At 64.6% G+C, this 20,261-nt stretch carries 9 protein-coding genes; 5 read left to right on the top strand and 4 right to left on the bottom strand.

The features are described 5' to 3' along the window. Positions 1-191: 191 nt before the first annotated feature. The 4 genes from AC15MQ_RS18820 to AC15MQ_RS18805 form a co-directional block, all read right to left on the bottom strand. Positions 192-2,069, bottom strand: a complete 1,878-nt coding sequence (locus AC15MQ_RS18820) for a potassium transporter Kup (protein ID WP_287654066.1) — start codon at positions 2,067-2,069, stop codon at positions 192-194. 343 nt (positions 2,070-2,412) lie between these two features. Further along, positions 2,413-4,293 carry a potassium transporter Kup gene (locus tag AC15MQ_RS18815; RefSeq protein ID WP_287654067.1) on the bottom strand — a complete coding sequence of 627 codons (1,881 nt, stop codon included), beginning with the start codon at positions 4,291-4,293 and terminating at the stop codon, positions 2,413-2,415. Positions 4,294-4,309: 16 nt separating this feature from the next. Continuing rightward, positions 4,310-4,999, bottom strand: a complete 690-nt coding sequence (locus AC15MQ_RS18810) for a response regulator (protein ID WP_287654068.1) — start codon at positions 4,997-4,999, stop codon at positions 4,310-4,312. Beyond that, positions 4,996-6,519 (bottom strand): DUF4118 domain-containing protein, encoded by a 1,524-nt coding sequence (locus AC15MQ_RS18805; RefSeq protein WP_483080973.1) that lies wholly within the window; start codon positions 6,517-6,519, stop codon positions 4,996-4,998. The genes AC15MQ_RS18810 and AC15MQ_RS18805 overlap by 4 nt, the downstream gene beginning before the upstream one ends. Positions 6,520-6,933: 414 nt before the next feature. Here AC15MQ_RS18805 and AC15MQ_RS18800 point away from each other — a divergent pair, with 414 nt between their 5' ends. The 5 genes from AC15MQ_RS18800 (at position 6,934) to AC15MQ_RS18780 (ending at position 20,253) form a co-directional block, all read left to right on the top strand. Beyond that, positions 6,934-10,401, top strand: coding sequence for a PAS domain S-box protein (locus tag AC15MQ_RS18800; RefSeq protein WP_483080972.1), 3,468 nt, complete (start codon positions 6,934-6,936; stop codon positions 10,399-10,401). Continuing rightward, entirely contained in the window at positions 10,398-11,924 is a 1,527-nt protein-coding gene (locus AC15MQ_RS18795; RefSeq protein ID WP_483080971.1) for a bacteriohemerythrin, read from the top strand. The genes AC15MQ_RS18800 and AC15MQ_RS18795 overlap by 4 nt, the downstream gene beginning before the upstream one ends. Then, complete coding sequence (locus AC15MQ_RS18790) at positions 11,921-14,407, top strand: EAL domain-containing protein (protein ID WP_483080970.1); 2,487 nt, start codon at positions 11,921-11,923, stop codon at positions 14,405-14,407. The genes AC15MQ_RS18795 and AC15MQ_RS18790 overlap by 4 nt, the downstream gene beginning before the upstream one ends. 75 nt (positions 14,408-14,482) lie before the next feature. After that, positions 14,483-17,128: an EAL domain-containing protein gene (locus AC15MQ_RS18785; protein WP_287654073.1), complete on the top strand. Its 2,646-nt coding sequence runs from the start codon at positions 14,483-14,485 to the stop codon at positions 17,126-17,128. Then, positions 17,125-20,253: a PAS domain S-box protein gene (locus AC15MQ_RS18780; RefSeq protein ID WP_483080969.1), complete on the top strand. Its 3,129-nt coding sequence runs from the start codon at positions 17,125-17,127 to the stop codon at positions 20,251-20,253. Before AC15MQ_RS18785 ends, AC15MQ_RS18780 begins: the two co-directional genes overlap by 4 nt. The last annotated feature ends 8 nt before the right edge of the window (positions 20,254-20,261 follow it).

Genomic DNA, 20,261 nt, shown 5'->3' with positions numbered 1-20,261 from the left:
GGCTCAAGATGCTGTTTCCCGGTCTGCCGATCCTGCTTCTGCTCGACGGCCTCTACGCCAACGGGCCGGTGATGCAGCGCTGCTGGCGCGCCCACTGGCCGTTCAGGATCGTGCTCAAGGACCAGGACTTGCTCTCGGTCTGGCAGGAGTTCCTCGCGCTCCAGGCTCTGAATCTACAGGCCCCACAAGGGCTACAGATCCACCTGCGTTCCCAATTCGACCACGCGATTGGCCGGCAGACCGAAGTAGCTTGCTGCGCTGCCGGCATTGCGGAACATTGCAATAAAAACCTTGCTTCGCCAAGACCACTTGCTGGAATCCAAATGCGGAATCAACATTTCACGACCGAGGAAAAACGACGTGTCCATCGGGTCAATAGGGAGCCCTTGATCAGCGCACCCTTCGAGCGACTCGGGCAGGTTTGGTTCTTCCATGAAGCCGCAGAACGCTGTCACCTGCCAGAAATCACCAGGAAGGCCATCGACCGTTAGCCATTCCCTTGGGTCAGCGCGGCGAGGAATGTCAAGGATTTTGACCGAAACCAGAACGATGCGCTCGTGCAATGCCTTGTAATGTTTCAGACTGTGCAGCATGGAGTGCGGCACGCTGTCGGGATTGTGTGTCAGATACACCGCCGTGCCCGGAACCCTTGTCACGCCTGCAGTTCCCTGGATGAAGCTCTGGGTGTCTATCGCCTCGGCCGCCAGATGCGCTTCAAGCAGATCACGGCCTTGTTTCCACGAGGACATCAGCAGGTAGACGCCGAGGCCAAATACCAGCGGGAACCAGCCGCCGTCGAAGAGCTTGACCGAGTTGGCGGAAAAGAAGGCCAGGTCGATGATTGCGAAAGGCAAGACGCCGAAAATGGCACGCCAGAACGACCAGCCCCAGTGATATCTGGCCACGACAAAGGCTAACAGGTTGGTGATGAACATCGTGCCGGTTACGGCGATGCCATAAGCCGCTGCTAGGTTCGACGAACTGCCGAAGCCGACCACCAGAGCCACCACTCCCGCGAGCAGCGTCCAGTTGATTGCGGGCAGGTAGATCTGCCCAATCTGCTGGTCCGAAGTGTGGCTGATCTCCATGCGCGGCGAGAAACCAAGCTGAATCGCCTGCTGTGTCATTGAAAAAGCTCCCGAAATCACCGCCTGCGAGGCAATCACCGTCGCCACCGTGGCCAGAGCGACCATCGGGTATAGCAACCATTCGGGAACCATCAGGTAGAACGGGTTGGCGATCGCTTCTGGATCTCGCAGCAACAGCGCACCCTGGCCGAAATAATTGACCACCAGCGCCGGCAGAACGAGGCCAAACCATGCAATCCGGATCGACCAGCGCCCGAAGTGCCCCATATCCGCATACAACGCTTCGGCACCCGTCAACGCCAGCACGGCTGCACCCAGGGCAAAAAAACCAAGAATGAGGTTGTCCGCAAAGAAACGGACCGCGTGTGAGGGATCGAGTGCGCGTAGCACGTCCGGCTCGTGGGCGATGCTGATCAAGCCCAGGATGCCCAGGGTCAGGAACCAGAGCAGCATGATCGGCCCAAAAAAGTTGCCCACCATGGACGTGCCGTGCCGCTGGACTGCGAACAGCGCCACCAGGATGATCAAGGAGAGCGGCAGCACGTAGGGTGCGAAGGCGTGTGTTGCCACCTCCAGGCCCTCGACCGCGGAGAGGACGGAAATCGCCGGTGTGATGACCCCGTCAGCGTAGAATAGAGCGGCGCCGAACAGGCCGAGGATGACGATCACTCTGCGCTGTGTCGAGCCCGGCGTGGTCGGCCGCAGGGCCAGTGCCATCAAGGCCATGATGCCGCCTTCGCCCTTGTTATCGGCGCGCAGGAAGAACATCACGTACTTCAGGCTGACGACGATCATCAGCGACCAGAAAATCAGCGAGAGAATGCCGAGGACGTTGTCGGGTGTGATCGGCACCGGATGGTGGGCGCCGCCGAAGACCTCCCTTAGCGCATAGAGGGGGCTGGTGCCGATGTCGCCATAAACTACGCCGAGGGTTGCTAACAACAGCCCAGTCGGGTTGCTGTCAGCCGGGTTTGCGGACATGATGTGTACCTCAGGATTCAGGTCAGGTGCATCTCGACGGGGTCCAAGGTCGAAAGAGTGCGGGAGCGCCTACAACATTTTCGTGATCGATAAGCGCTCTCGGATAAGTTCTTCGATCTTCAGAGGCTCCTAGCCAAGCAAATACGTTCATAGAAACACGAAAGACTTCTTACTGACCGCTTAGCGTCCGTCGTTACGCACAACCAGCCAAGAAGACTTCCCTCGCGACAAAAATCGCTCCCAGCAGACGAATGGTGCGGCGCAGCAAATGGCGCGGGGGAGTTTTGCAAGGGCTCATCTGTCAACAGTCATCGGCCGCGAGACGCGTGCGCGGACTGCAACGCTAGAGCACCACCTGGGTACCCAACTCGACCACGCGATTGGCCGGCAGTCCGAAGAAGCTGGCGGCGCTACCCGCATTGCGGAACATTCCCGCAAAAATCTTTCCACGCCACGACGACCACATCTCCGAATGCAGCCGCGGCACCAGGGTTTCCCGACCGAGGAAGAACGAGGTGTCCATCGGATCAAAGGTGAGACCGTAATCCGCACACCATCCCAGGCCCTCCGGCAGGTTCGGCTGCTCCATGAAACCATAGAACACCCTGGCCTGCCAGAAGTTGTCGGCCAGACGTACCACCGCCACCCGGCGACTGCCGTCCGTGCGGCGGGGAATGTCGAGGATCTCGACGGACACCAGTACGATCCGCTCGTGCAAGGCCTTGTAGTGCTTCAGGCTGTGCAGCATGGCGTGCGGAATGTTGTCGGAATTGGGCGTCAGGAAGACCGCCGTACCGGGGACGCGGGTCACGCCTTCAATCCCTTCGATGAAGGTCCGGGTATCCATCACATCCTCGGCCAGGCGGGCGCTGAGCAGATCGCGACCGCGCTTCCAGGTGGACAGCAGGAGATAGACCCCGACGCCAAAGACCAGCGGGAACCAGCCGCCGTCGGCGATCTTCACCGAGTTCGCCGAGAAGAACGCCAGATCGATGATCGCAAAGGGCAAGGCCCCGAGCAATGCCCGCCACAACGACCAGCCCCAGACGTATCGCGCGACGAAAAAGGCCAGCAGGTTGGTGATGAACATGGTTCCCGTGACCGCGATCCCGTAGGCGGCGGCGAGATTCGACGAACTGCCGAAACCGACCACCAGCGCCACGACCGCCGCCAGCAGCGTCCAGTTGATTCCCGGCAGGTAGATCTGCCCGATCTGCTGATCGGAAGTATGGCTGATCTCCATCCGCGGTGAGAAGCCGAGCTGGATCGCCTGCTGGGTCATCGAAAATGCGCCCGAGATCACCGCCTGCGAGGCGATCACTGTCGCCGTGGTCGCCAGCACCACCATCGGATAGAGCAGCCAGGCCGGTGCCAGCAGGTAGAACGGGTTGACGATACTTTGCGGATCGCGCAGCAACAGCGCCCCCTGCCCGAAATAGTTCAGCAGCAACGCCGGCAGCACCAGGACAAACCAGGCCAACTGAATCGGCCGCCGCCCGAAGTGCCCCATGTCGGCGTACAGCGCCTCGGCGCCGGTCAACGCCAGCACCGCCGCGCCCAAAGAGAAGAACCCGAGCAGCGGATGGTCCGCAAAGAAACTGACGGCGTGCCAGGGTCCGAGTGCGCGCAACACCTCGGGAGACTCGGCGATGCTGACGACCCCCAGGACTCCCAGTGTCAGGAACCACAGCACCATGATCGGTCCGAAGAAATTGCCCATGGCGGCGGTGCCGTGACGCTGCATGGCGAACAGGACGATCAGGATGATCAACGAGATCGGCAGCACGTAGGGCTTGAAGGCGGGCGTCGCCACCTCCAGCCCTTCAACCGCCGAGAGTACCGAAATCGCCGGCGTGATCACCCCGTCACCATAGAACAGGGCGGCGCCGAACAGGCCGAGGAGAATGATCAGCCGGCGCCGGGTCGACCCCGGCGCCGTCGGCCGCAAGGCCAGCGCCATCAAGGCCATGATGCCGCCTTCACCGCGGTTGTCGGCGCGGGTGATGAAGGTCACGTATTTCAGGCTGACCACGATCATCAACGACCAGAAGATCAGCGACAGGATGCCGAGAACGTTGTCTGGCGTTATCGGCACCGGATGGTGTGCACCGCCGAAGACCTCCTTGAGCGCGTACAGTGGACTGGTCCCGATGTCGCCATATACGACGCCGAGGGCTGCCAGCGACAGTGCCGCCAGGCGGCTGTCAGGGGTTGTTGCAGACATGATTTTGCCTCTGGTTTCAGGGTTGAAAGCGATAGCCGACGCCGGTTTCGGTGAGGATGTGCTGCGGCTGGGCGGGGTCGAGTTCCAGCTTCTGGCGCAACCGACCGACGTAGATGCGCAGGTAATGTCCCTGTTCGCGGTATCCCGGTCCCCACACTTCCTGCATCAGGTGACGATGGGTCAGCACCTTGCCGCGGTTGGCCAGCATCACCGCCAACAGGCGATACTCGTGTTGCGTCAGGTGTATCTCGACCCCGCCCCGGCTGACGACATGGCGGGCAAGATCCACCTCGACATCGGCAAACTGATGCCTGGGCATGCTCTCGCCGCTATGCCAGTGTCGTCGTATCAACGCCCGAACCCGCGCCAGCAATTCACCGACGCCGAAGGGTTTGCACAGGTAATCGTCGGCCCCGGCGTCGAGCGCCGCGATCTTGTCCCGCTCGGCCGAGCGCGCCGAAAGAATGAGAATCGGCAGCGGCGACCAGCTGCGCAGTTCACGGATGAAGTCGATGCCGTTCATGTCGGGAAGCCCCAGATCGAGGATCACGAGGTCGGCCCTGCCGGCAGCGACGGCGTCCAGCCCGGCGCGCGCGGTGGCCGCCTGGAGCGAGGCACAGCCTTCCTTGCCCAGGGCATCGCACACGAAGCGGCGGATTTGCGGCTCGTCCTCGACGACGATCACACACGCCTGCGTCTCGCTCATGAAGACACCTCCTCATCCGCCACGGCAGGGGGCGTGCCGAGCGGCAGCGTAAAGCGTACGCAGGCGCCACCGGGACGGTTCTCGGCGACAATCGTGCCGCCATGCGCGGTGATGATCGCCTTGGCGATCGCCAGTCCCAGGCCCGTGCCGGCGATCGCCGGCTCCTGCTCGCCCCTGGCAAAGAGGTTGAAGACCTGGTCGATCCGGTCGGATGGAAAACCAGTGCCATCGTTGTCCACGGCGACTTCGAGCGCCATCTCGCCGGCACGTGCGAGCAGCCGGATGCGCCCCCCCGGCGGCGAGTACTTGACGGCGTTTTCGAGCAGATTGCACAACACGCGCTCGAGCAGCACAGCGTCGAAACACACCAGTGGCAATTCCCGCTGCACCTCGATGGCCAGCTGTCGGTCGGCCAGCAAGGTCGCGAGCAGGCGTGTGCTTGAGCCGACAATCTCTTCGAAAGCCTGCCACTCCTTGTTCAGCGTCACACCACCGGCCTGCAGGCGTGCCATTTCCAGCAGGTTCGAGAGCAGATGATGCATGCTGCGCGCCTGGTCGCGAATGATGCCGGCGGTCTCGGTCGCGCCCTCGGGTAGCGATGGCTGCCCATGCACCAGCGTATCGGCGAGTCCGACCACCGTCGTCAGCGGCGTACGCAGATCGTGCGACAGCGACGCGAGGATCGACGTGCGCAACCGTTCCGCGGCCACCTGCAATTCACCGCTTTGCGCCGCTTCGGCGTAGTGAAGCCGCTCCAGAGTGATCGCCAGCAGCGAGGCCACCGCTTCCAGCAGCGGCCGCTGCTGGCGCAGTTCATCGACGTTGTCGCGTTGTGGCGCCAAGGCCAGGACGCCGAGCACCTGCGTCGGTGCTGTGAGCGGCAGAAAGACGATGGCCACGCCCATGCCCGCCAGCGAGTCGGTCTCGACAATACTCCGGCGCTGATAGGCCGAACGCGCGAAGGTCTGCTCCAGTTCGCTCAGGTGGCGACCGCCGTATTGCCGAAACGGGAAGACTTCGCTACCACCCTCGGCGATCAGCAAGCTGACGTCCATGTCGAGGCTGCCCAGAAAACGCCGCGCAATGTCGGTCACCTGAGCAATTGCCAGGGCGCCGCCGAGGTCGCGCGCCAGTTCGTAAAGAGCGCGTGTCTCCTGTTCCCGCGCCTGCGCCTCTTCGGTCCGCTCGGACAGCAACGCGGCCAGATGCGAAGTGATCAGCCCGACGGCCAGCATGACCGCGAAGGTCACCAGATACTGCGCATCAGCCACCGCCAGCGAAAGCTGTGGGGGAACGAAAAAGAAGTCGAACAGGGCAACCCCGAAGAAGGCCGCCATCACCGCCGGCCCGCGCCCTAGGCGGACGGCGCAGACGAACACCGTCAGCAGGAAGAGCATCACGATGTTTGCCAGATCCAGCAGTTCACGCAGGGGCAACGCACCGAGCGTGGTCAGAACGCACAGGGCCGCGGCCAGCAGATACCGGCCACCCTGCCGGTCGGAAAACAGTAAGGTTTTCATCGCCGCAAGGCCGTGTCCAGAAAAGATGACTCTAGTGTCGTAAATGTGCAGTAAAAATAGTGTAAACATTGCACGTTCGCAGGGCGCCGCCTGACCGCGGAAACGCCCCGGCGGGTAGCCTCGCGCCCCATCCAGGCCGACCCGGAGCCCCATCGCCAGCGGCGGACATGGCGTTTTTTCCCGCTCGGGACTATCCTTCGATCTGCCGGACCCGAGCGCGTCATCCTGGGGCGGTGGTTGCCCCGACGCAGGGGTGGACGACAGCCGGAGAAGGCGCGCACAACCCCACAGGGAGGACGGCCAGACCATGCACGAGCCTGTCACCTTGACATCGCCGAAAGACGACCACACGCGCTCCGGGTACAGCCCGCAGCGGCGCGCAATCGCCCGCCTTACGGGCCGGGACTGACGCATTTGCCGGCGCCTGCAGCCCACTTTCGGCAGCCCAGCCTGGCGCGTTACCTGGTCGTCGTGGTGCTGTGCATCAACCTGCTGGTCATCGCTGCCGCGATGTTCTATCTCAATGGCGAACGCGCCAATGACGAGGACAAGGCACGGCTACTGGCCGAAGACCTTGCCTTGCTGGTCGTCCGCGACATCGAACACGAATACGAAAAGATCGACCAGAGTCTGCGCAGCATCGCCGAAGAACACGCGTATTACGCCAATCGGGGAGCGGCCGAACTGAGCGCCTGGCTGACACGCCTGCAGCGGCGCAATACCGCGTTGAATCTGCTGCGCATTACCGATGCCGAGGGGCAGGCCACTTATGCACTGGACAGGCACGACGCGCCGCCAATGAGCGTCGCCGACCGCGCCTACTTCATCCGCCTGCGCGACGACGCACAGGCGGGACTCCAGATTTCGCCGCCCTTGCTCGGTCGCAGCAGCGACAAGACGGTAATCGTTCTTGCTCGACGCCTGGAAGACCTCGGCGGCCGCTTCGAGGGCGTCACCATCGCCTCGATTCCGGTGGATTACTTCCAGGACAAGTTCGCACAGCTCAATCTTGGGCCGCTCGACGCGATCGGTCTGCGTGCTCCGGATCTGAGCTGGATTCAGCGCCGCCCGCCACTGCCCGAGGCGATGGCGCCAGGATCGTCGACGATGACCGATCGATTTCGCGAAGTGCTCGATGAGCATCCCGATCACGGCGTGTTCAATACCGGCCCGGACAGCCTCGACGGCGTCGATCGCAAGTACGCCTACCGGCGGAGCGCCCGCTACGGCTTCTACGTCACCGCCGGCCTGGCCCGCGAGAGCTATCTGGCCGGCTGGCAACGCGCGGCGCAGGCCACGGCCGCGCTGCTCGGGCTGTTCGCACTGCTCAGCGGTGGCCTGGCGCTGCTGCTGCACCGCACGTGGACGCGACAGACCGCGCTGACGGCGGAGTTGCGGGAACGCAACGAATGGATCGTTGAAGCCGAACGCGTCGGCGGCTTCGGTCACTTTACGATCGACCCGATCACCGATCGCTGGATGGCGTCGAAATCACTCTGTGAAATAGCCGGTGTCGGCGCAGCCCCCCCGCAGACCTGGGCGGACTGGCGCACGGTGGTCCATCCCGAGGACCGCAGCCGTGTCGAAGCAGCCTTTCGCGACGCCCTATCCTCGCGACGGCAACGGATCATCCACGAGTACCGGATCGTTCGCCCGGTCGACGGCGCCGTGCGCTGGCTGAGCGGCGCCTGGCGCCTGGCGCCGGAAGCCAATGGCGGCATGCCGCAGGTACTCGGCACGATCCACGACATCACCGCCCGCCACGCCGCCGAGGACGCGCTGCGGCGCAGCGAACTGCTGTTCCGCAGCCTGTTCGAGAACTCGATCATCGGCACGGCGACGACCTCACCGGAACGTCAATGGATCGAAGTCAATCAGGCCACCTGCGACATTCTCGGCTATCCGCGCGCGGAACTGCTGGGCAAAAGCTGGATGGAACTGACCCACCCGGATGACCGCGCGCGCAGCTTCTCCGGCGTCGAACGCGCCGTCGCCGGCGAAATCAACGCCTACGAACTCGAGAAGCGCTACATCCGGAAGGACGGCGTGGTCATCGACGCCTACGTCGCTACGCGCGTGGTTCGCCGCTGTGACGGTACGATCGACTACTTCATCACCCTGATTCAGGACATCACCGCGCGCAAGAACGCCGAGCGTGAATTGCACCGCTCGCGCGAACTGCTGCAGCGCTTTCTCGACCACCTGCCGGGCACTGCCTACATCAAGGACGCGACGCTCCGGGTGGTGCACGCCAACCGACGTTTTCTCGACTTGCTGAACCTCGACTCGCGACAGTTGATCGGACGCAGCAACCGGGAGATCTTTCCGGGCGAACTGAACGAGCAGATCAGCGCCGACGACCGGCGCGTGCTCGCTTCGGGACAAACCGAAGTGCTCGATGAACGCTACGGTGGCGCCATCTACGAATCGACCCGGTTCGTCATCCCGCAGGACGACGGCCCTGCCCTGCTTGGCGGCATCGCCCTCGACATTACCCGCCGCCGCCAACTCGAGGCGCGTACCCGGGCGTTGCTGGAAATCAACGAGGTCGGCGGCAGTCTGCCGGAAAGGGAATTCCTGGCGCACGGTCTTGAACTTGCGGAACGCCTCACCGACAGCAGGATCGGCTTTCTGCATTTCGTCAACGACGACCAGGAAACGATCGAACTCGTCACCTGGACTGCCGGCGCGCTGCAGGGCTGCAAAGCCGCCTTCGACAGCCACTACCCGATCAGCCAGGCCGGGATTTGGGCCGATTGCTTCCGCCACAAGCAGCCGGTCACTTTCAACCACTACGCCGACTACGCCGACAAACATGGCCTGCCCGACGGGCACGCAGCGCTGCAACGGCTGATCTCGGTACCGGTGATCGAGGACGGCGCGGTGCGGATGATGATCGGCGTCGGCAACAAGCCCGACGACTACAACGACGTCGACCTGACCACCGTGCAGTTGCTCGGCAACGACCTCTGGCGCATCGTACGCCGCGCGCGTGCCGAAGCGGCACTGGCGCGCCGCCTCGCCGAAGTCACGCAACTCAAGGAACGCCTCGAACAAGCGCACCTGCAACTGCTGCAATCGGAAAAGATGTCGGCCATCGGCCAGCTCGCGGCCGGTGTCGCGCACGAACTCAACAACCCGATCGGTTTCGTCCATTCCAATCTCGGCACGCTCCAGAAATACGTCGATGACCTGCTGGCGATCGAAGCCGCCTACGTCCGTGTCGAGCAGTTGCCGCCGTCGCACAGCGGTGCTGCCCTGGAAGATGCGCGCCGCCTCAAGGTGGCCTGCGACTACGAGTACATCATCGACGACCTGCCGAAGCTGATCCGCGAAAGCAAGGAAGGGCTCGAACGGGTACGCCGGATCATCCTCGACCTCAAGGACTTTTCGCGCAGCGGCGAGAATGACTGGCAATGGGCTGACCTGCACGCCTGCCTCGACAGCACGATCAACATCGCCTGGAACGAGCTCAAGTACAAGGCCGATGTCGAGCGCCAGTACGGCGAGTTGCCGAAAGTCCGCTGCCTGCCCTCGCAACTCAACCAGGTGTTCATGAACCTGCTGGTGAACGCGGCCCAGGCAATCGAACAACGCGGGCGCATCGTCGTCCGAACCGCCAGCCTCGACGGGCAGTCGGTCTGGGTCGAGATCGAGGACAGCGGGCAGGGCTTGTCACCGGAGGTGCAGAAACGGCTTTTCGAGCCGTTCTTCACCACCAAGCCGGTTGGCCAGGGCACCGGCCTGGGATTGTCGATCTCCTTCAACATCATCGAGAAACACCAAGGCCGGATTGATGTACGCTCGACCCCTGGACACGGCACCACTTTCCGCATCACGCTGCCAGTGAACGGCAGCCAGCACAAGGAAACCAAAGCATGACCTTTCTCCGCTGGAGCGAGCACTTCGTGACTCACATCGATGGGGTCGATCGCCAGCATCAGGGACTGGTCGATCTGGTCAATGCCGCTGCGCCGGCGTTGTCGTGCGGTGATCCGAGCGCCGGCGACGCGCAGGTGCTGATCGATCGCCTTGCCGAATACGCGACGACGCATTTTCGTGAGGAAGAGCAACTGATGCGCGACGCCGGCATCGATGGCAACTACCTCGATCACCATATGCGCAGCCATCGCAGTTTTGTCGAAGAGGTGGCCTTGATGCGTCGCCAGTTCGATACCGATCGTCGCCTCGACGGCCCGCAGCTGCTACGCTTTCTCGCCAGTTGGCTGACCTTCCACATTCTCGTCGAAGACCAGCACCTGGCGCGTCAATTACGACTGATTGCCGACCAGCACAGCCCGGCAAAAGCGGTCGAGCTGGGTCGCGAGCGCCGCAGCGAATCGGCACAGGCCGTGTTAACCGGGGCCTTGATCGACCTCTTCACGGTCGTCTCGCAACGCAACCGCACCCTGGTGCAGATCAACGACAGGCTGCACGCGGCGCAGACCAGTCTCGGCAAACTCAACGCCAGTCTCGAACAACAGGTCGCCGAACGCACGCACGAGTTGCAGCGCACCAACGCCGAACTGCTGCGCGAGCAGACGGCCCTGCAACAGGCACTGGAAACCATCGAACGGACGCAGAGTCAGTTGCTGCAGTCGGAAAAGATGTCTGCCGTCGGCCAGCTGGCCGCCGGCGTCGCGCACGAGATCAACAACCCGATCGGCTTCGTCAGCTCCAACCTCGGTTCGCTCAAGCACTACGTCGGCCAGTTGCTCGACATCGTCGATGCCGACGCTCCGGCAATCGCCGCCCTGGCTGCCGACCACCCGGCGCGGCGCGCAGCCGAGCAGGCGCGTCAGGACAGCGAAATCGAATTCCTGCGCCAGGACGTTCCCGACCTGCTCAAGGAATCGGCCGAGGGTCTGGCGCGGGTACGCAAGATCGTTGCCGACCTGCAGGACTTCTCGCACGTCGATGAAGCGCAGTGGCAGCATGCGAACCTCAACCAGGGGCTGGAAAGCACGCTCAATGTCGTCAGCGGCGACCTCAAGTACAAGGCCAGGGTCGTGCGCAATTTCGGCGATCTGCCGGCCGTGCGCTGCATCCCGGCGCAGCTCGGCCAGGTGTTCATGAACCTGCTGGTGAATGCCGGCCAGGCGATCGAGAGCACCGGCACGATTACGCTGCGCACCGGCCATGCCGACGGCTACGCCTGGATCGAGATCGAGGATAGCGGCAGTGGTATCCCGCCGGAGGTGCAGAGGCGGATCTTCGAACCTTTCTTTACCACCAAACCGGTGGGCAAGGGCACCGGGCTCGGCCTGTCGATCTCCTGGGAGATCGTCCAGCGTCACGGCGGCACGATCAGCGTCGACAGCGAAACGGGCCGCGGCACCTGCTTCCGCGTTCGTCTGCCGATCGCCGGTCCAAGCCTCGCGGGCGGCAAGAGCAGCGCGCCATGAGCCAGAGAACGCAGGCCTCGATCTACGATGCACTGGGCTGCATCGTCATTCGGCTGGATGCGCAACTCAAGGTCTGGTACGTCAATTCCTTCGGCCTCCGCCTGCTCGGCTACAGTCGCCTCGGTCAGGTCTTCCAGCGCTCGATGCCCAGCCTGGTCGACAGGGACTCCGCGCAGGCCACCGAGTTTCTGGCGCAACTCGAAGACATCGGCGCCCACGGCGTCGTTCGCCAGATCGAATCGCCGCTGCGAACGGCCGCCGGTCGCCGGCTGTGGGTCTCGTGGACCATCGAGCACCGCGCCGACACCGACATGCTGCTGGCGCCGATCTTCCTGGTCGGTGCCGACATCACCCGCCTGCACGAGAGCATCGAGTCTTCGCAACTGTTCCGCGACATTGCCCAGAGCAACCCGCTCGGCATCGTCATCACCGACGCCGACCTGAGCATCCGTTTCGCCAACCCGGCGGCGCTGGCGATGAGCGGCTATGCGGCCGAAGAGGTGATTGGCAACCAGCCGCGGATGTTCCGTTCCGGGTTGACGCCCGACGATACCTATCGCGCGATGTGGGCCGCACTCAACAGCGGCACCGGCTGGAGCGGCGAGTTCATCAACCGCCACAAGGACGGCAGCACCTACGTCGAGAAGATCCAGATCTCGCCGATCCCGGATCGGGAAGGCGTGATTCGTTTCTATTTTTCGATCGCCGAGGACCAGTCGCGGCAGCGCGAGTTCGAGCAGCGCCTGGCGACACTGACCAGCACCGACTTGCTCACCGGCCTGCCCAACCGCGCCGGCTTTCTCGACCTCGCCGCGCTGTCAATGCGCAGCGCCGCTCAGAGTGGACACGGACTGGCGGTCGTCGACCTCGACATCGATGACTTCGAAGCCGTCAACCGCCGGCTCGGGTCGGACCTCGCCGACCGCCTGCTGATCGAACTCGGCAGGCGCCTCACCGACAGCGTGCGCGAAACGGACGTTGTTGCCCGCCTCGGCAGCGACGAGTTCGGTCTGCTGCTGGAGATCCCCGAAGCACCCTCGGCAAGCGATTTGACCGAGGTTTCCAACCGCCTGCTGACCGCGATTCGCCCACCGTTCGCTCTCGGTCAACAGGCGATCGAGGTTACGGCGTCAATCGGCATCGCCTGTGCCCCAGCCGACGGCAGCGACATCGGCGAGTTGCTGACGCTGGCGGCCGCCGCCGCACAGACGGCCAAGCGCGGCGGCGGCGACTCGTTCATCCGTTTCGACCCGGCACTCGCCAGAGTCGACTCCGGCCGGCACGCATTGCTTGGCGAGTTGCGCCACGCGGCCGCGCGCAATGAACTCGTCCTGCACTACCAGCCACAGCTCAGCCTGCAGACCGGCGCCATGGTCGGCCTCGAAGCATTGGTGCGCTGGCAGCATCCGGAACACGGCCTGCTGCCGCCGGGCCGGTTCATCGCCGCCGCCGAGGAGAGCGGCCACATCGTCAGCATCGGCGAATGGGTCCTCCGCGAAGCCTGCCGGCAAATGCGCCGCTGGCTGGACGCCGGTTTCGCGCCGATCAAGGTGGCGGTCAACCTGTCGGCCCGGCAATTCCGTTTGAGCAACCTGACCCTCTCCATCAGCGAGGCGCTGACCGGTAACCGGCTGCAGGCGCCGATGCTCGAACTCGAGATCACCGAGGGGGCGATGATGCACGATGTGGCCGCCGCCATCCGCACCAGCGAGCGTCTCAAGGAGCTCGGCGTGCGCCTCTCGCTCGACGACTTCGGCACCGGCTACTCGTCGCTCGCCTATCTGTCGCGATTTCCGATCGACGTCGTCAAGATCGACCAGTCCTTCGTTCGCGACATCACCACCAACCCCAGCAACGCCGCCATTGCCCAGGCAACGATCGCCATGTCGCACAAGCTCGGCAAGATCACGCTGGCCGAAGGCATCGAAAGCGAAGAACAGATGTATTACCTGCGCCGCAACGACTGCGACGAAATGCAGGGCTACTACTTTTCGCGACCGCTGCCCGCCGACGAGATTGCCACGCTGCGCGCAGGTGACTGCCGACTGCACTTCCGGGCGACCGACCATGGCGAACAACTGCCGACGGTGTTGCTGGTGGACGACGAGCCGAGCATCCTGTCGGCGCTGAACCGCCTGCTGCGGCGCGAGGGCTACCGCGTCCTGACCGCCGAGACTGGCGACGCTGCGCTGGGTATCCTAGCACGCGAAACGGTCAAGGTGATCGTCTCCGACCAGCGCATGCCGACGATGACCGGGACCGACCTGCTCGCCCGAGTCAGGACGCTGTACCCGGAAACGGTGCGCATGGTTCTGTCGGGACACTCGGAGATCCAGGCGGTCACCGACGCCATCAACCGCGGCGCGGTATACAAATATCTCAACAAGCCCTGGGATGACGAAACCCTCAAGACTGAAGTACGCGCCGCGCTGCGCCACTGGAACGAACGTTTCGGCAGCGCCAGCCAGGCCATTCCGCGCTAGAATCGCTGTCCACGGCGATGGATCGGCAACGCTGATGCCCTTTCGCATCCCGCAAATGAACACCGGAGCAGACCCATGCCCGCGCCAGTAGCACGCGCCACCCTGCTGATCGTCGATGATCAGCCGCAGAACCTTGCGGTACTCGGGGAACTGCTGCAAACGCGTTACGATGTCCTGGTCGCGCCGAACGGCCGGCGCGCCCTTGAAGTTGCCGCCCGCCAGCCGGTGCCGGACCTGATCCTGCTCGACATCATGATGCCGGAGATGGACGGCTACGCGGTCCTCGCCGCCCTGCAGCAGAACCCGGCAACGCAGGCCACCCCGGTGATCTTCCTGACCGCACTCGGCGATCCGGGAGACGAGGAGCACGGACTGTCGCTCGGCGCCGTCGATTACATCGTCAAACCGATCCAGCCGGCCGTGGTCCTGGCCCGCGTCCGCAATCAGCTCGATCTCAAGCGTGCGCGCGACATCCTCAGCGACCACAACGCCTGGCTCGAAGCCGAAGTCAGCCGCCGCGTCGCCGAGAACCGCCGCCTCGAGGACGCCAGCCGGGAAGCCCAGGCACGGCTCAGCCACCAACTGGAGTTGATCCTCAGCACCGCCGGTGAGGGCATCTACGGTACCGATGCCGACGGCGTGGTCAATTTTGTCAACCCCGCCGCGACGGAGATGCTCGGCTTCAGCCGCGACGAACTGATCGGTTTTTCGGCGCACGCCACCTTCCATCACTCGCGCGTCGACGGCAGCCCCTATCCGCAGCACGACTGTCCGCTGGTCAACTCGCTGGCCGCCGGCATCGCCCTGCGCGGTCAGGAAGAAACCTTCTGGCGAAAGGATGGTACGCAGTTGCCGATCGAGTACTCGAGCGTGCCGATCATCGAAGCCGAGCGGCGACTCGGCGCCGTCGTCAGCCTGCGCGACATCAGCGAGCGCAAACGCTACCTGGCGCAACTCGAACGCCAGTCCAACTTCGACGACCTGACCGGTCTGCCCAACCGCAACCTGCTCAACGACCGCCTGGCGCACGCCATCGACCAGCCCCGGCACTCCCCGGAGGCGGTGCTGGCGGTGCTGGCGATCGAGCCGGACCGCTTCCAGACGGTCAATGAAACCCTTGGCCGCGCCACCGGCGACCGCGTCATCACCGAACTGGCGACACGCCTGGCGACGCACACGCAGCCGGCCGACACCCTCGCCCGGCTCGAAGGCGACGAATTCGTGCTGGTCACCGAGGTCGCCCGCAGCGAACTCGCGAGCAGCCTCGCACAGTCCGTGGTCAGCGCCATGGCGCGGCCGATGTTGCTCGCCGGGCGTGAACTGACGCTCGGCGTCAGCATCGGCATTGCCCTTTTCCCGAAGGACGGCAGCAACGGCGACGAGTTGCTCCGCCATGCCGTATCGGCAATGCACAAGGCACGCGCCGAGGGCGGCGGCCGCAGCCACCTGTACGCTGTCGACATGGACTCGCGCGCCCTCGAACGGCTGGAAATGGAAGGCGAGTTGCGCCGTGCCATTGCCCAGGGGAACCTGCTGCTGCACTACCAGCCACAGGTCAATCTGCGCACCGGCCGCATCGTCGGCGCCGAGGCGCTGGTGCGCTGGCAACACCCGACACGCGGGCTCGTACCGCCCTCGGCGTTCATCCCGCTGGCCGAGGATACCGGTCTGATCGCGCCGCTCGGCGAATGGGTGCTGCGGCAGGCCTGCGCCCAGAACAAGGCCTGGCAGACCGCCGGCTTGCCGCGTATCAGTGTGGCGGTCAATCTCTCGGCGCGACAGTTCGAGAGTCAGGATGTACTCGCCCTGGTCGGCAGTGTGCTCAAGGAAACCGGTCTCGACCCTGCCTGCCTGGAACTCGAGTTGACCGAGAGCGCGGTCATGAAGGACGCCGAAGCCTTCATCCGCACCACGCAGCGCCTCAAGGCGCTGGCGGTATCACTGTCGATCGACGATTTCGGCACCGGTTTCTCGTCCTTGAGCTACCTGCGGCGTTTCGCCATCGACCGTCTGAAGATCGACCAGTCTTTTGTCCACGACATCAACCGCGACCCCGAGAACGCCGCCATCGCACTTTCGGTGATCGCCCTGGCGCACAATCTGCGCATGGCGGTGATCGCCGAGGGTGTCGAGACCGAAGCCCAGTTGGGCTTCCTGCGCGCCCACGGCTGTGATGAGATGCAGGGCTACCTGTTCAGCCGGCCATTGCCGGCCAGCGACTTCGCGCAACTGCTCGGTGGCGGCCGCCACGTCAGTCTGACGGCCGATCCGACGGCACCCTCCCGTACCCTGCTGCTGGTCGACGACGAGACCAGCATCCTCTCGTCGCTGAAGCGCCTGTTTCGGCGCGAAGGATATACCGTACTGACTGCCGGCAACGGCGCCGAAGCGCTTGACCTGCTCGCCACGCACCCGGTCAAGGTCATCATTTCGGATGCGCGCATGTCCGGCATGGACGGCAGCGAACTGCTCGGCAAGGTGCGCGCGCTCTACCCCGATACGGTACGCCTGATGCTCTCCGGCTATACCGATCTGCAGGCGGTCACGCGCGCGGTCAATAGTGGCGAGTTGTACCAGTTCATCACCAAACCGTGGGACGACGCCAAGCTGGTCGAGGCGGTGCGCGCCGCGTTCCTCCACTACGAAGCGCGCCACAAGGCCCGGCATGGCGTGGCTACCCCAATCAGCGCGGTGCCAGACCGCGAGGAATCGCCGCCGTGACTTCGCAAGCGGCAGCCGGGCTCACGTCCGCCAGGCCGGTGCGCGCCGAGATGCTGCGCGTGGTGGTTGCCTACGCGGTCTTCGCCACGCTCTGGATCCTGTTCTCCGATACCCTGATCGGCAGACTGAGCAACAATCCCGGAACGCTGGTCATGCTCGGCACGCTCAAGGGGCTGGCCTTTGTCGCACTGACCTCGCTGCTGCTTTACGCGTTGTTACGGCGCGTCGGCGGTACCGACGAGGCAACGGCGGCCCCGGTCGGCAACCGCCGGCTGGTGGCCTGGGTCGTCGGACTGGCGTTGCTGATCCTCCTCGCCGGAGCTGCGGCCATGCGCCAGGTGGCGCAGCGGCACGAGGCCCTGGCCGCCGCGCAACTGCACGCCATGGCACGCCTCAAGGTCGGCCAGATCGAGGCATGGCTGGGCGAGCGGCGCAAGGACATCGAGATCGTCCGCCACCTGCCGGAGCTTATCCGGGCGCTGCGTCAGTGGCAGCGTGATGGGGACGCGGCCAGCACCACGTTCGCCCGCGAGCAGCTGGTGGAGGTACTGCGCATCGGCGGCCACCGCAGCATCGCCGTGCTCGACGCCGCCGGCACAGTGCGGTTTACCGCCGGCGAGGACTACCACCTTCCTGAAGATCGGCTCGACACGGCGATCAAGCGCGCGCTGAGCGGTAATGCATCGCAGTTCGCGGACCTCTCCGTGGACCGTGCCGGTGGTACCGAGCTGTCGTGCGCTTTCGTCGCCCCGCTGCCGGCTGCCGCCGGCGCCCCGGATCTGCTCATTCTGCTGCGCGCCAATGAAGGCGATTTCCTCTTGCCGCTGCTGCAGGTTCTGCCGGTACCCAGCGCCAGTGCCGAAACCCTGCTGGTACGCCGCGACAGCGATTCGGTACTGCTGCTCGACGCGCCGCGCGACCGCGCCGGCAGCACGTGGCCACGGCGCATCCCGCTGAGCGAGACCGGGTCCTTTCTCGTGCAGGCCAGCAACGTCGGTTCGGACGCCGAACGGCCGCACGCGGCGCGTGATTACCGTGGCGTGCCGGTGCTCGGTGTCGGCATCCCGGTCGCCGACACCGGGTGGTGGCTGATCGCCAAGATCGACCGTGAAGAAGTGGACCTGGCGCTGCGGGACGATCTCTTCTGGATCTCGCTCAGCGTCGCTTCGGCGCTCTTCGCGGTCGTTTTCTTCGGGGTCATGTTGCGTCAGCAGCAGCGCTTGCGTTTGTCCGAGTCGGTCCGGCAAGCGCAGGCCGAAGCGCTGCGCATGCAGCAGTTCGTCGATCGACAGCGTGAGGAGCGCGGTGCGCTGGTCAGCCACTACGAAACGATGGTCGGCAAGGCGCGCGACATCATCCTCCTGCTCGACGATACCGGTCGTATCGTCGAGGCCAACGAAGCGGCTGTCGCCGCCTATGGCTGGAGCATCGAAGAACTGCGTGCCCTGCACATCCGCGACCTGCGCGGCGAAGACACGCCGGCGCTGTTCTCTCAACAATGGCAGGCTTCCGCCAACCCGGAAGGCGCACTCTTCGAGGCTCTGCACTGCCGCCGCGACGGCAGCGCTTTTCCGGTCGAGATCAGTTCGCGCGCGATCGAGATCGAAGGCAAGCCCTATCGCCAGAGCTTCATCCGCGACATCAGCGAACGCCGGAAGGCAGCGTCGGCCCTGCAGCGAAGCCATCGCGCCCTGCGCACCTTGAGCGAATGCAACCAGGCAATGATCCGCGCCGACGCCGAACCGGCACTGCTCGCCGAGATCTGTCAGTTGGTCGTTCACTTCGGCGGTTACCGCATGGCCTGGGTCGGCTATGCCGACGACGACCCGCCGCACCGCGTGCGACCGGTCGCGCAGGCCGGTTTCGAAGACGGCGACCTGGCAACCGCCGACGTGACCAGGGAAGATGTCGAGCGGGGGCGTGGCCCGAGTGGTACGGCGATCCGCGAGCGGCGACCGGTGCTGGCGCAGAATCTGGTCGATGACCCCCACTTCGGACCCTGGCGTGACGCCGCGCTACGGCGAGGCTACGCGGCCTCGATCACGCTGCCGCTGCTCGCCGCAGACAGTGGCTGTCTCGGTGCGCTGAACCTGTACGCTGGTACGGCCGATGCCTTTGACGCCGACGAGACACGACTCCTGGTCGAACTGGCCGGCGACCTGGCCTACGGCATCCGCACGCTGCGCGACCGCACCGCACGCGACCGCGCCGAAGCGGCTCTGCGCGCCACCACACAGCAACTGCAGCATTTGCTCGAAGCGAGCCCGACCGTGCTCTACGCGCTGCGCGTTGCCGACGGCGCCACGCGAACGCTGCAGGTCAGCGCGAACATCGAACGGATCTCCGGGCATACCGTTGCCGAGGCGCTGCAGGACGGCTGGTGGGTTGCCGGCCTGCACCCCGATGATCGCCCCACGGCCCTGGCCGCCGGGCTGCTGCCGGGCGATGCCGCGACCGTTCATGAGTATCGTTTCGCCCACAAGGACGGCCACTACCTGTGGATCCGCGACGAGCAACGGCCGATCCGCGACGCCAGCGGGCTAGCCGTCGAAATCGTCGGCGCGTGGACGGACATTACCACCGCCAGACTGGCCACGCTGGCGCTGCAGGACAGTGAAAGACGCTACCGCGAAATGTTTGCGGAAAATCCACTGCCGATGTGGGTTTTTGACCACGCGACGCTGGCCTTCATCGAGGTCAACGACGCCGCCATCCGCCACTACGGTTATACGCGCGAGGAATTCCTGACGATGACCATCAAGGACATCCGGCCGACGGAAGACATTCCGCGCTTTCTGACGCATCTCGCCGAAACCGCCGCGAACGGCGAGGCGGGGGTATGGCGGCATCGCTGCAAGGACGGCCGCGAAATCCTGGTCGACATCGTTGCACACGCCCTCGACTTCGGCACCGGCACCGCGCATGTGGTCCTGGCCAACGACATCACCGAACGCGAGCAGGACAAGGCGCGCCTGCTCGCCCAGCTGGAAGAACTACGCCGTTGGCACGCGGTGACCCGCAACCGCGAAGGCCGGGTGCTGCAGCTCAAGCGCGAGGTCAATGCCCTGCTCGCCGAAGCCGGCCGGCGACCACGTTATGGCGCCGTCAAGCGCGATCCGGCTTAGGCGATGCG

The organism is Candidatus Accumulibacter propinquus (genome assembly GCF_056856495.1).
Note: the sequence above shows the minus strand (reverse complement) of the source record. Positions and strands in the feature narration are given on the sequence as shown.

Excerpts from the sequence above, each read along its gene's own strand:
- AC15MQ_RS18820 (WP_287654066.1), bottom strand. The coding sequence starts at position 2,069 with ATGTCCGCAAACCCGGCTGACAGCAACCCGACTGGGCTGTTGTTAGCA.
- AC15MQ_RS18805 (WP_483080973.1), bottom strand. The coding sequence starts at position 6,519 with ATGAAAACCTTACTGTTTTCCGACCGGCAGGGTGGCCGGTATCTGCTG.
- AC15MQ_RS18795 (WP_483080971.1), top strand. The coding sequence starts at position 10,398 with ATGACCTTTCTCCGCTGGAGCGAGCACTTCGTGACTCACATCGATGGG.
- AC15MQ_RS18790 (WP_483080970.1), top strand. The coding sequence starts at position 11,921 with ATGAGCCAGAGAACGCAGGCCTCGATCTACGATGCACTGGGCTGCATC.
- AC15MQ_RS18815 (WP_287654067.1), bottom strand. The coding sequence starts at position 4,293 with ATGTCTGCAACAACCCCTGACAGCCGCCTGGCGGCACTGTCGCTGGCA.
- AC15MQ_RS18810 (WP_287654068.1), bottom strand. The coding sequence starts at position 4,999 with ATGAGCGAGACGCAGGCGTGTGTGATCGTCGTCGAGGACGAGCCGCAA.
- AC15MQ_RS18785 (WP_287654073.1), top strand. The coding sequence starts at position 14,483 with ATGCCCGCGCCAGTAGCACGCGCCACCCTGCTGATCGTCGATGATCAG.